Origin of the sequence: Microcoleus sp. N9_A2 (assembly GCF_036701775.1) — a bacterium.
Lineage (GTDB): Bacteria > Cyanobacteriota > Cyanobacteriia > Cyanobacteriales > Microcoleaceae > Microcoleus.
Map to the genome: position 1 here is coordinate 141,467 of NZ_JAUBRH010000005.1, position 13,253 is coordinate 154,719.

Below are 13,253 nucleotides of genomic sequence, written 5' to 3' on the forward strand. Positions count from 1 at the left end.
TTCACTCTTTGTGGAACAGGCATCTTGCCTGTTCTTGAGAATAGTGCAAGATGTGAGTTCAATCCGAATCTTTGATTAATACACAATTCCTATTTTAGCGAAATATGAGCGCTTCTGTGTCACCTGCTAGCAACAATATTTCTGTCACTGTCGAGAAGTTGCGCCGCCTCAGCCAACTGGAGGTTCAGTCTGGTTGGAGGTACTGCGATTCTGACTCTGCTTTCTCTTCAGTAAATATTTGTAACAGCCCTATTGCCGAACTTAACAGCAAAGGACATATTGCTTGGCCGTCGGGGAAGCAAGTTTTGTATTTGGGCCAGCAATTTGTAATTCCTGACAATTTGCACGGCTATCCTGTGGTTGGTTTGCGGTTGCTGCTGGGCTTGACTTGGTGGGCAGAAGATGCTCAAATTTTTGTGGGCGGCGAGTTAGTCGGACAGGGAGATTTATTTGATTTTGCCGATCGAGTTTTGTTGAGTTCGTCGGCTAATCCCGGAGATGAATTTTTAGTGATTTTGCGGTTGGTAAGTCCGGGTCACGATAACGGTGCTTTAGTGCGATCGATTTGTTTGTACGAAGCTGCTGACTCTTCTTGTTTCGATCCGGGTTTTGTGGCTGCCGAATTAGAGATTTTACAGAATTCGCTGTCCGGTAATCTGGAAAATTTAAATTCCCAATACCTCCCCACCGAAAGAATAGCAAATAGCCCCTGGTTTGTCAAGGGGGAAATGCTGAAATCTGAGATTGATTTGGCGCTGGGTTTGATCGATTGGTCGGCGGTGGGCGATCGACAAAAGTTCGATCGCTCGCTGTCGGTTTTGCGGCACAATTTACTGGGATATCTGCGGGCTTTTTCTCTTGATTTAGATGAGGTAACCGCAGAGGGCGCAGAGGGCGCAGAGGGAGGAAGAAGACAGGAGGTTCTTGAGGTTGGAGAAAATAGCAACGCTACATCTATATATATAGGAGAAAGTGGTGCTCTGACATCTTTTTCTCTTGATTTAGATGAGGTAACCGCAGAGGGCGCAGAGGGCGCAGAGGGAGGAAGAAGGGAGGAGGTTTTTGAGGTTGGAGAAAATAGCAACGCTATATCTATATATATAGGAGAAAGTGGCGATCGGACATCTATATATACAAGTAAAATCTATTTGGTGGGTCACGCTCATTTAGACTTAGCTTGGCTGTGGCCGGTTCCGGAAACTTGGGAAGCGGCAAAGCGAACTTTTGAGTCGGTATTGAAATTGCAATCGGAGTTTCCCGATTTGATTTTCTGTCATTCAACTCCGGCGCTTTATGCTTGGATGGAAGAACATCGGCCGGACTTATTTGCAGAGATTAAAAAACAGGTGGCCGTCGGACGTTGGGAAGTTGTCGGCGGGATGTGGGTTGAACCGGATTTAAACTTGATTTCCGCTGAATCAATGGTGCGGCAAGTTTTTTACGGACAGCGTTATGCCAAAGAAAAATTTGGGGAATTGATGCGGGTGGCTTGGCTACCGGATACTTTCGGTTTTGGGTGGCAATTACCTCAGATTTTGCGCGACGGTGGAGTTGATTATTTTGTGACGCAAAAGTTGCGGTGGAATGATACAACGGAATTTCCTTACGGTGCGTTTTGGTGGGAAGGGTTGGACGGTACTAAAATATTTAGCATGATGTCTTCTCCAATTGGCGAAAGTATAGAAGCTGTGAAAATGGCAAGTTATGCTTTTGACTGGCAAGTTAAGACTGGTTTGCAGGATGCTCTTTGGTTGCCTGGGGTTGGCGACCACGGCGGTGGCCCGACTCGTGATATGTTGGAGGTGGCGAAACGCTGGAAAATGTCGCCTTTTTTCCCGAAGTTGGAGTTTGCGAAAGCGGTTGATTATTTGTCTTTGATTGAGAGTCAGTTTTTGCCGGAAGTTGCGGAAAGTTCACAGGAAAGCGATGTGGCAAAATCGGATAAGCAGGAGGATTTGCGGGCGCGAGAATTGTCAAACTTGTCGGCAATTTCGGGTGCAAATCCTCCCATCTCACCACTCAAAACTCTTCCCGTTTGGAAAGACGAACTTTATTTAGAATTCCACCGGGGTTGCTACACGACTCGCGCTGACCAAAAACGCCAAAACCGCCACTGCGAAGAATTGCTCTACCAAGCGGAGTTGCTGTCTTCGCTGGCAACGATTTGTACTGGTGCAGTTTATCCGAAATCAGAATTAGAATCTGTTTGGAAACAAATTTTGTTTAACCAGTTTCACGATATTTTGCCCGGTTCTGCGATCGCCCAAGTCTACGCGGATGCTAATCTAGCCTTTGCCGAGGTCGATCGCACTTGTCGCGAAATCCTGCTAAAATCTTTGGATGCCATCTCGGCTCAAATTTCTCTCCCCTCCCCTCCTGCGCCCGACGCTCAACCGATTTTAGTTTTCAATACTCTCAATTGGTCGCGCTCTGAGGTTGTCGCCGTAACGCTTCCCGATTCCCTTGATTCAGCTTGGCAAATTTACGACTTGTCCCGACGGCGATTGGTTTCGCAGATTGTCAGGGGCGATCGACCGCAATCGCAATCTACACTGTTATTTTGGGCAAATAATCTCCCCGCCGTTTGCTACCAGGTGTTTTGGCTGTGTCGCGAAGACGCTCAAACTGTGGCTCAAACTGTGGATAATGCGTCCGCGAGGCTAGAAACCGAAAAAAAGACAGAGTTATCAAAACTTACATACGGTATAGCACAAAAAAACACAGTTAGTCAAGAAACGCATTTTGCAGCCGCAGAAATGGTTTTAGAAAATGAATTTATTCGGGCAACAGTAGACGAACAAACCGGGGATTTATCCAGCATTTGGGATAAAGTAAATAACCGAGAAGTCTTGAATGCAGCAGGGGGAAATCAACTGCAAGCATTTCAAGACAGCGGTCAATATTGGGATGCTTGGAACATCGATCCAAATTATGAAAAACATCAACTACCAGCGCCGATACTGAAAGATATTTCCTGGATAGCACAGGGAGAAATACGGCAGAGTTTGCGCGTAGTCAGACAAATTGGCAAATCGGAGTTTTGCCAAGATTATATAGTAGAAATAGGTTCGCCGCTGCTGAAAATCAAGACAGTGGCAGATTGGCAAGAAAAGCACGTTTTAGTAAAAGCAGCCTTTGGGTTAAATGTAGAAGCAGATTTTGCAAGTTGCGAAATTCCCGGCGGTGCGATCAATCGCACAACCAAGCCGCAAACACCCGCCGAAACAGCCAAATGGGAAGTGCCGATTTTGCGCTGGACTGATATCAGCAATGACGGTTTTGGAGTGAGTTTGCTCAATGATTGCAAATACGGTTGCGACCTTCAACCAAATCAAATTCGCCTAACTTTGCTTCGGGGTTCGACTTGGCCGGATGAACAAGCAGATGTAGGAGTTTCCGAATTTACTTATGCCGTCTATCCCCACAGCGGAAATTGGCAGGATGCAGGTACTGTTCGACAGGGGTACGAGTTGAATTTGCCGCTGCTAGTAAAGGTGTTACCCAAGTTAGAGGAAAATAGCCACAAGACTCTGCCCGCAGTTGGCAAGTTTTTGGATTTGTCCGCCGAAAATTTAGTGCTGATGGCATTCAAACAATCGGAAGATGATTCTAATGTCTGGATTTTGCGGTGTTACGAGTGTCACGGTGAAGAGGCAAAGTTGGAATTAAAGAGCGATTTGGGTTTGGCGATTAGTCAGCCTGTCGATTTATTAGAACAACCTATAAATTTGCCTCAGAAGTCAGACGATGGGAGAAGTTTCAGAATATCACCATGGAAAATAGCTAGTTTTGCAGTAAATTTATCAATACCAATTGAGAATAGTAGCTCATCGCAAATTTATCCAACCTTTTGAGACTTTGCGAACTTAGTGCGAACAAAATTTGCCAACCTGCGCCAATTAGCCCTCACAACTTTCTTCTGATCTAAAATATGCAAAATCGCGAACGCTAAAAATGTGTACGCCAGCCAAAAATGCAAACTCCTTCCCACCTCAACCATTGCGGAATTCTGCGGAAACAGATCCGGCAACAGAATTCCGAAAAATTTCACATGGTTACTTTTGTAAGAGTTAGAAAGTAAGAAACCAGCAACCGGAACTAGCCACATAAAAACGTACAAAGTTGCGTGCAGAGCAAAATTTTTGTACCATTCCTTCGTAAACTTTGGCAGGCGTTTCGTATATTTTTTCCACCATACCTGCAGCAGAGTCAAAATCCGCAAAGTCAGGAAAGCCATTGTCAGCACCCCTACGGATTTGTGAAAATCGTAAAGGGGGCCTCGAATAAACAATTCTCTCGGCAATCGAGTCATAGAAGTACCGGTAATAAACAGCGCTAAATAGCAAGCTGACATCACCCAGTGTAAGGACATTAGTTGTTTGAACGCAGAATTAAGTCTGGGTTTCGCAGCGGGTTGGGTAATCATTCTTCCTTACCTCCTTAGGGTTTGCTGGACAAGATTAAGTAAAAACTATCGGACTAAAGCCCGTGACCGATTGTGCATTATAAGATATACTTAACTTAATTATTGCAAATATTTATTAAACAGTCAAATTAAGTATATTCACGATCGTCATTCCCAACATAAAACATCGTACTTGGGTTGATCGCCTCCCAAGCAGTTTTCAGGTCGAGTATCCCCAAAGCCACCGCAAAAGCTGACCCGATAATTGCAACCGCCACCCGGTTCATCCGCCGCCTGGACAAATACCCCAAACCGAATCCGAAGTAGGTCAGTCCCAATACTAGGTATTTGAGTGTTATCATATATACTTAAAACCATTGATTGTGGGGTTTTTTTATTGTCTAGGATGCTAAAAGTACAGACTAGGTAATTGTAGCTAAACCTGCTGGCATTGCAACTAGCGGGAAATATCGTCACCAGACCGTGTACCAGCTACAAACAAACACAGTGGTTGGATGGGGAAGCGAAAACCAGCACGCTGGACAAGTCGTATATTTGTTACAACTTGTAACTTTTTTCAAACAACAGGTTTAATTTAGTTTCACAAAAAAGTTAAATTCCAGAAAGTAAAATTAATTACAGTCGAGTTAAGCTAAAAGTGTTTGCTAAAAAAAGTCATTCAAGCAACCCCGAAACCAACTATTCTCACTTGATCGACACCGACGGCGAGTTCGCGACAGCAAAACTTTCGTGCAACAAACAAGTCGAACAAGATTGGTATGGAACTCTCTACGAGAATTTTCCGGGCATTTACTTCGTTCTAGACGCTTTGGGAAGAGTTTTTTCGCTCAATCAATTCGGTGCGTCTCGCCTCGCCTACAAATCGCAGGAATTAATTTGTCATTCAATTTTTAACATATTTTACTGCCAAGAGCAAGCCAAAATGCAGGCAGAATTTGCCGGATTGGCCCAGTCGGAAAACGGTACGCCAACTCCAAAAATTGCCTGTTGGGAAGGCGGCTTGACTTGCAAAGACGGCAGGATTATTAGGGTAAAAGCAACCGCGCGCCCAATGCCGGCGGTAGATTGGAAAATAGAGGAAAATACCAATGGTCGCTCAATGGCGAATTTCCAACGGCCGGCTGTACTGTTAGTTTGTGAAGAAATTAAGGCTGCTTCGCAGTCACCCACGTCGCCCAACCAGAGAGCAAATTGGCGCAGTCCAACTTTAGCGATCGCAAAATTAGCCAAAAGTCAACTTAAAGAACGCAACAATATAGAAGACTTCATCCGTGAAGTAACAGAAACCGCTGTCAGTATTGTCAACTGCGATCGAGCCAGTATTTGGCTGTATGGCGAAGACAACACCCAGCTTCACTGCATCGACCTTTACGAACAAAATACTAAACTCCATTCCGTACAAATCATCATCACAGCAGCCGACTGTCCGGCATATTTTCAAGCTCTAAAATCTGCAAGTGTGATCGCAACAGTTGCCGCAGAAAATGATCCCAGAACACGAGAACTTGTCGGTCTTTATTTGCTCGATCAGGGCACGACTTCCCTGTTAAACGTACCGATTGTGCTAGCAGGTCAAAGGTTGGGAATAGTCAGCGCTGAACGCCAGGGTTCCGACGGTGATTGGACGGAAGAAGAACACGAATTTACTCAAATCTTAGCAGATTTTGTATCCTCCAGTTTGTCAGCTAACGAAAAGTTAAAATTACAAGCAATACGGCACGAACAGCAGCAAAACTTGCTGACCCAATACTACGATCAACTAGAGGAAAGAGTTGAAAGACGCACGGCGGAACTCAAAAAAGCTAACCAAAAACTGCAAAAAGAAATAATTAAAAGAAAACAAGCAGAAGCAGAACTACGCCTGCAGCAACAAGAACAGCAAATAATTTTTGATTCCGTGCCGGCGATGATTTGGCTCAAAGATACCGAAAGTCGCCTGCTGCGAATTAATCAAGCCGCCGCTGCATCGAGAGGTTTGCCCGCAGCTCAATTAGAAGGTAAATCTTTTTATGAAATCTATCCAGACGAAGCAGAGCAATATTATTTAGAAGATTTGGAAGTAATCAATTCCGGCGTTTCTAAGCAGGGCCAAGTCGAACTGCTACCAACAGTTTCAGGTCAAAAATGCTGGGTGCGGACAGATAAAATACCTTACCGGGATGAAACAGGTAAAGTCGCTGGTGTAATCGTGTTTGCAGTAGATATTACTGATTTAATTAGAGTCGAAAAAGAACTGCGAGAATATCGCGATCGCCTCGCACAAAAAGTCGAGAAACGTACTGCTATGTACAGGCAAGCTATGGCCGCTTTGTACTCGGCAAATACGCAATTGCAACAGCTAATTAGCAACAGCTACTCCCGCGAAAATGGCAGCAGCACAGTAGTACCGGGCTTGCTTGAATCCGAAGCTTATTTTGAAGCAGTTGCCGTGGCTGACCGCGACACAATTTTGAGTGTCAGCAGTGATTTTGCCGAACTTTTCGGTTACGAACCTGCGGAAATGGCGGGAATGAGTTTGCTGGAACTACTGTCGCCTAAATCATACAAACAGGCGCCGCAAATGATTTCTGCTGCCAGCAATACAGTCTGTGAAACTATTTTTCTCAAGCGAGATGGAACTGCTTTTCCTGCTGACGTTCGCAGCAAATTTGTATTTTGGGAAGGTCGTTTAGTCCAGGTGAAAGCAGTCCGAGACCTCACGGAACGCAAATTGACCGCAGCAGAATTAGAGCGATCGCGCTCTCTGCTGCACGCTACCTTAGAAGCAACGGCCGACGGCATTCTCGCCGTTACTACCGCCGGAGAAATGATTAGTTATAACGAAAAGTTAGTTCAAATGTGGGGAATTTATGAAGAAGTTAGAAACTCCATGGATAGAACGGTGCGGCTGGCATTTCTAACTAAGCAAGTTAAAGATCCGAGAGCTTTTTTGCAGAGAGTTAAAGAATTTTATAGTGATGCGGAGTCGGAAGGTTGCGATATTCTAGAATTTAAAGACGGCCGCACTTTTGAGCGCTACACGCAACCGATTCGAGTCGGACAAAATATTATTGGCAGGGTGTGGCGCTTCCGCGATATTACCTCTCGCGAAAAGGTGACGGCAATGTTGGGAGATTCTCAAAGGCGCTTTCGGGCAATTTTTGATTCTTCTTTCCAATTTGTGAGCTTGTTGAAACCGGACGGCACTCTGCTGGAAGCTAACCAAACTTCTCTGGATTTTGCGGGAATTAAGCTGCGGGATGTGGCCAATAAACCGTTTTGGCTATTGCCTTGGTGGGGAGATTCTGAGGAAGTTCAGGAACAGTTGCAAGAGGCGATTTCTCGATCGGCAAAAGGTGAATTTGTCCGCTATGAAGTGGAAGTTCAAGGTGTAAATCGAACGGCAACTGTTGATTTTTCTCTCAAACCGGTGGCGGATGAAACGGGCAAAATAGTATTGTTGCTGCCCGAAGGTCGGGACATTACTCAAAGTAAGCAAGCCCAAGTCGCGCTGCGGCAACAAATAGAACGGGAACGCTTGATTGCACAGATTCAATCGCGCATTCGTTCTTCTCTGGATCTACAAGATATTCTCAACACTACAGTAGCGGAAGTGCGGGAGTTTTTGGCAACCGATCGCGTGCTGATTTTCCGATTCCGACCCGACTGGAACGGAGATGTGGTGGTGGAGTCGGTTGGAGAAGGATGGATTCCACTCAAGGGGATGGGAATTGACGATTGCTGTTTTGCCAATACTTACATCGGACAGTATTTAAAGGGTCGCATTCGCGCCATCGAGGATATTCACACTTCTAATTTGAGCGAGTGTCACCTTAAATTTTTGGAGGCTTGTCAGGTGAAGGCAAATTTGGTAGTGCCGATTGTCCAGCAGGGAATAGAACACCGCGATGGCAATCCTTCTTGTCAAGTGCCGCAGTTGTGGGGTTTGCTGATTGCCCACCACTGTTCGGCACCCCGCCAGTGGCAGCAGTTTGATGTGGATTTGCTGAGTCAGTTGGGTACTCAAGTTGCGATCGCGATCGAACAATCTTTACTTTACCAGCAGCTAGCGGCGGCCAACCAGCGGTTGGACGGGTTGGCGAATTTGGACAGTCTGACTCAACTAGCTAACCGCCGCCGTTTTGACGAGGTGATCAACCGAGAATGGGAGCAGTCGAGCTCTTCGGAACCGCTATCTTTGATTATGTGTGACATTGACTGTTTTAAACTTTACAACGACAATTACGGCCACCAAGCCGGGGATGCTTGTTTGCAGCAAGTGGCGCGGGCGATCGGAGATGCTTGCACGAACGCACCCGCAGAACGCCTCTATTTGGCTGCTAGGTACGGTGGCGAGGAATTTGCGGTAATTTTGCCCAATACGGATATCGTGGCTGCACAGGCTGTTGCTGAGGGAATCCGCCAGCGTGTCAAAGCCTTAGCAATTCCCCACATTAAGTCTGTTGTCGGCGATTGTGTGACTCTCAGCTTGGGAGTTGCGGCCGTTTCCGAAAGTCAAAACTCCCCGAAAATGTTGATTGAAGCGGCGGATAAGGCACTGTATCGAGCTAAGTCGGGCGGGCGCGATCGAGTAGTCAGTAGTCAGTTGACAGTTGACAGTTGACAGTTGACAGTTGACGGTTAACAGTTGACAGTTGACAGTTAACAGTTGACGGTTGACAGTTGTCATCAGCTTACTAAAAAAGCGATCGCCCTAACTGGCATAAAGTTAGTGCGATCGCGGTACTATGAATCAGCTATTTATCTATCAGACTCGGCGCGGAATTTTTACGCATTTCCACGAAGATTGTTACAAGACTTCACAGAAAGATGGGAAGATTGAGAGATGCGGAAATTTTTCCTTCTAATGACAACTGATAACAGTCAACAGTCAACAGTCAACTGACAAAAGTTTTTGAAACACCCCATACATATCCTCAGCCAACTTTTTAGGATTCCACAAAGGTGCGAGATGTTCTGGCTGCTTAGATTTTACTAAATGCTCTTTCACCGCATTTCTGAAACCAGCATCGCGGCCAAACTTAACTCCCCACTGCGTGTATTCCTCCCAAGTCCAAGCCGCACCAACATCAAGATTTGCACTTTTCAGAAAAGCGTAACCCATGCGCGAAAGATATTGGTCGCCGGATCGAGTTACCACTGGCAAATTCGCCCACAAAGCCTCTAAATTGTGAGTCCCGCCGTTGTAAGGATAGGAATCTAAAAGCACGTCGGCTACATAATAAATAGCGCGGTGTTCTTCTTCACTTCTGGTTTGCCCTATAAACTTAATCCGACCAAAATCTACTCCCTGAATTTCGCATTCTTCGCGGTAAGTGCTGTGAATAATATCGGGATCGCCTTGACCTTTGCGGATTAACAAACTATCTGGTACTTCCTTAAGGATTTTAACTTGAGCTCGTACCATTTCAGGATTTGTTTTTCTCCCGGGCGCAACGCATAGATAAGTCATCTGATCTAAGCCAATTCCGAGAGCATTTCTAATTGCCTCTCGATTGACAGGAATGCTTTGCAGTGCGCCAATTGCTACGGAACAACTAGGCAACCTAACTAACTTTTCTAAGTAATTTTTTTCCACACCAGGGGGGTGAGTGTGTTCGTCGCAGAGAAAGTAGTGATTATCTGAAATGTAGGGGGCGTCGAATCCTAGCCAAGACACGCAAATCCCCGCAGGATATTGAGACAGCACTTCGACATTTGTTGGGACTGTCATCGAGTCTAAGTCTATTAAAACATCCAAATCGTCTTGCACTACTTCGGCCAAGATTTCACCGCCATCAGCAAAGCCATTTGGATATTTTTTAGGCCAGTAAAACTTGCCCGCCATGTCTTCAAACCGCTGCGTAACTTCATCTCGGTGGAGTTTCCCGGTGACGTAAAGGTGAACGTGGGGGGTGATGCGGCTTAATTCGCGAATTAAAGCTTCGCTGCACCAGCCTACGGAGTGGCGGCGGAAATGTTTGGAAAGGAAGCCAATTTTTAAATGTTTTTGTCCCGGATTATTGGTGGCTTTGATTCTGTTCACCGGGCGCTTCGGAACGGCTTTTTGGTAGTATTCTTTGGCAATGAGTCTGTAGAAACTGGCATTTTTTTCTCGGTTGTCTCGCAGGTGAGAAACTGCAAACAGGAAAATTTCGTAAAGCAGTTTGAGCTCGATTACGCTAAAGGTTTCGACCTTTTCGTAGCAGAGTTTTTCGATTTCTTCGAGTTTTTGAATTGCCTGTTTGCTGACACCTGATTGCAGGTAGGAAAAGACGTAGGCTGTAGCTGACATGACTGGAGCATTTTCGCCGCAGTTTTCGCAGTATTTGTCGGCTACGTTGCGGGCTCCTGCAAGGTTGGTGGAATGGCTTAGCAAGTCGCACAATTGTTGGTAGGCTTCGCTATATTTGGAGTTGCATTGGATCGCTTTTTCAAAATGTGCGATCGCCTCCAACGGCTTATCTTGTTTCTGAATGTGTCCCATCCGGCAGTAAACCTCTGCCCAATTCGGTTTTAATGCCAGGGCTTGCTGATAGCTGACTAAAGCTTCTTCTAGCCGCCCCTGCATGGAAAAACAACTGCCGAGGTTAGCGTGAACTTCCGGCCAGTCGGGCTTGATTTTCAGAGTATTGCGGTAATTAGTAATTGCTTCGTCGTACTTGTTTTGCTGCAAAAAAGAATTGGCTATATTGAAGTGCAAAACTTCTAATTGCGGCTTTAAAGCTACAGCTTTCTGATAGTAAGCGATGGCGGCGTCGAGATTGCCTTGTTGCGATCGCGCGCTGCCGATGTTACCGTAAGCTTCTGCCCAATCTGGTTTAATGGCGATCGCTTTTTCGTAGCTTTCGATGGCTTCCTCGCGCTTTCCTTGGCTGAAAAGTCGATTACCTAAGTTAAAGTGGAAGTCTGCACCGACTAACTGCGGGTTGAGTTCGGATGTTCTTTTAAAACAGGCGATCGCAGCTTCAATGTTGCCGTGTTGCTGATATACTTTCCCTAAATTCCAGTGAGCTCCCGCTAAATCGGGGCGGAGGGCAATGGCTTCCTGGTAATGAGTAATCGCTTCTTCCAAACGCCCCATTTTGAAATACATACTGCCGATATTGGCCCGCACTTCCGCAAAATTTGGCTGCAATTCTAGGGCTTGAGAATATGAACGAATGGCAGCTTCAATTTTGCCTTCAGCTTGCAAGGCATTGCCTAAAGTGACGTAAGCGTGAATGAAATCTGGTCGGATTTTTATCGCTTGCTGACACGCTGCGATCGCCTCTTTAATTTTACCTTGAACTAAAAAGTTTTCTGCCAGTTTCTTGTAGGGTTCTACTTCTTGAAAATTGGCAACTTGTCCGCTATCTGGAACATTGAGCGCGGTAACTTGTTCGGAAACTTCGGCGGGATTTGTAAATGGAGTATTTAAAGTCTCAGTGGTTGGTGCTGGCGGCAAATTGATGCTCGAAGGCTGCAAGCCGTAGCCTTCATCTTTGTTGACAGATACTGGTTGAGATTCCCCTGATTCTGTTTCTAATTCGATAAAGTTGCTGTCGGTAATCTGCCGCTCTTTTTGTGCGATTAAACTCGATATTTTCTCAGCAGCGCTGGCATCTCCCGGTTGCAGTTGCAGCACTTTTTGATAGCAAGCAATTGCTGCATCTAACTTTCCTTGCTGCTGTAAAACGCTGCCCAGCATCATATTAACCGAAGACAATTGAGGATTAAGGGCAAGAGCTTTTTGGTAATAATTGGCCGCCTGTTCCAATTGCCCTAACTTGTAATACATACTGCCGAGATTCGCGCTGGCTTCAGCAAATTCTGGCTGAATTTCTAAAGCTTGCAAGTAAGCTTGAATTGCCATTTCCAGCTTTTCTTGACTGTGCAGGGCATTGCCCATTGTTAAGTAAGCAGGAGCAAAATTGGGTTGAAATTTAAGAGCGACATTGCAAGAGGCGATCGCCTTTTCAAATTCTCCTTGCAAAACATAAACTTCCGCCAACTTTTTATGAACTTCGGCATCTCCTGGATTAAACTCTAAAGCTTTCTGATAGTTCTCGATTGCGCCACCGAGATCACCTCGATCTTTCAGCCAATTTCCCTTTTGAAAATAATCTCTCACTGCCTCTAAACCTACTAAAGAATTCCCGATCATTTGCTCTGCCACTCTTACAGGTTTTACACTAATAATATTCAACCATTCTACCCACTATCAGGATCGCACAGACCAAGTACACCCTCGATTTATATATTCTACCTGCTGTCTCAGATGATTTTCAGCAGTTGCGCTGCCCGCACCCGTGCCCTCATTTAAAACTCCGACTATCGCCTCTAAAAACCGCCTTGTATATCCCTCCCAATCTGGTTTACCCGCCCGCTTCCAATTAGTTATCGATGCAAAAATTTCCCCCCCTGACACTGAAACTAGACGGGCAAATCCAGCAGTTGTTTCCGGCAAAGCTGCCCATTCACTCGTTACAATCCGGCAACCACTGGCCATTGCCTCCATCACGGCAATAGATGAGGTTTCCAAATAGGTATTCGGGTAAGCTAAAACCGCGACTGAACGCAGTTGCCCGACGAGTTCGGGTGCGGTACGGAACCGACGTACTCCACGCCTTCTGTTTCCTGACACTGGCGGTAAAGTTGACCGAAAAAAAGCTTGTTATCATTGTCGTCTATTTAGTGTACTTTCATGCTTGAAAATACTTTTAATCTGGTTACGGGGACAGCTTGAGGAATTTCGGGAAAGACTTTTAACAAAATATCGAGCCCGCGAAATGGAGTGCTGGTGTAAGCTAGAATGGGTGGTTGAGATTTATGAGAGAGGATACAAATATTATCGGCGAAAATGTTA

Annotated in this window: 6 protein-coding genes; 2 read left to right on the forward strand and 4 right to left on the reverse strand. The window is 45.6% G+C overall.

The features are described from left to right. Positions 1-104: 104 nt before the first annotated feature. Positions 105-3,854 carry an alpha-mannosidase gene (locus QUA44_RS04745; RefSeq protein ID WP_333248669.1) on the forward strand — a complete coding sequence of 1,250 codons (3,750 nt, stop codon included), beginning with the start codon at positions 105-107 and terminating at the stop codon, positions 3,852-3,854. On the opposite strand, the gene QUA44_RS04750 is transcribed toward QUA44_RS04745, so the two are convergent. After that, positions 3,839-4,426 carry a cytochrome b gene (locus QUA44_RS04750; RefSeq protein WP_333248666.1) on the reverse strand — a complete coding sequence of 196 codons (588 nt, stop codon included), beginning with the start codon at positions 4,424-4,426 and terminating at the stop codon, positions 3,839-3,841. The two genes, QUA44_RS04745 and QUA44_RS04750, sit on opposite strands and share 16 nt — an antisense overlap. 128 nt (positions 4,427-4,554) lie before the next feature. Then, entirely contained in the window at positions 4,555-4,767 is a 213-nt protein-coding gene (locus QUA44_RS04755) for a hypothetical protein (RefSeq protein WP_333248665.1), read from the reverse strand. A 296-nt stretch (positions 4,768-5,063) separates the two neighbouring features. Between QUA44_RS04755 and QUA44_RS04760 the strand changes: the two genes are divergently transcribed. Further along, entirely contained in the window at positions 5,064-9,029 is a 3,966-nt protein-coding gene (locus QUA44_RS04760) for a PAS domain S-box protein (RefSeq protein ID WP_333248663.1), read from the forward strand. Between the two features lie 267 nt (positions 9,030-9,296). On the opposite strand, the gene QUA44_RS04765 is transcribed toward QUA44_RS04760, so the two are convergent. Then, on the reverse strand, positions 9,297-12,563 hold the full coding sequence (locus QUA44_RS04765; RefSeq protein WP_333248661.1) for a tetratricopeptide repeat protein: 3,267 nt from the start codon (positions 12,561-12,563) through the stop codon (positions 9,297-9,299). Positions 12,564-12,608: 45 nt separating this feature from the next. After that, entirely contained in the window at positions 12,609-13,031 is a 423-nt protein-coding gene (locus tag QUA44_RS04770; protein WP_333248658.1) for a hypothetical protein, read from the reverse strand. Positions 13,032-13,253: the final 222 nt, after the last annotated feature.